Genomic DNA, 511 nt, shown 5'->3' with positions numbered 1-511 from the left:
AGTACGGTTTTGTATGGGAGGGGGAGATGGCGACATCTCTCTCGACCCCTACTCTACCTTCACTCGGGTTAAACTCATCCCCCAACACTCGACTAACCGCATCAGAAGCACGTGTTACGCTGGTGGCTTGAGTAGGGGTGTAAGGGGATGGTGTTGATGATGCTTCTAGTTGTGTACCCCAAATGTAGATACCTGAAATGCCATCACCTGTGTAAAGAATGCTAGACCCATTATTCAAGTAATGCACTATTGTTGCAGTAGCAGTTGATGATGCTGTTGAGGTAATTGAGCATCTATACCATCCGTTTCCCATAGACGTTACTGATGAAGAAACAAGTCCTCCTCCTGCTGTAATTGCTCTAGTCAGTAAATTGAAATTTGCGAAAGAATTGGCGGGAAATTGAGTGGCAAATGCAATTACAAGAATCGAGCGTTCTGCGGCTTTAGCATATATGGTTAATGTATATGTTGTCCCAGATGTTGCAGAAAATGTACGATTTACATGGTGGGC

Annotated in this window: 1 protein-coding gene; it reads right to left on the bottom strand. The window is 44.4% G+C overall.

Going from position 1 to position 511, the window contains the following annotated elements:
• On the bottom strand, nucleotides 1-454 hold a 454-nt coding region (locus P5674_RS26805), incomplete at its 3' end, for a phage head spike fiber domain-containing protein (RefSeq protein ID WP_434475140.1).
• Nucleotides 455-511 lie beyond the last annotated feature (57 nt).

Source organism: Limnospira sp. PMC 289.06, assembly GCF_032350395.1.
GTDB lineage: Bacteria > Cyanobacteriota > Cyanobacteriia > Cyanobacteriales > Microcoleaceae > Limnospira > Limnospira platensis.
The sequence above is the reverse complement of the archived record's forward strand: the minus strand, read 5'-3'. Positions and strand labels throughout refer to the sequence as shown.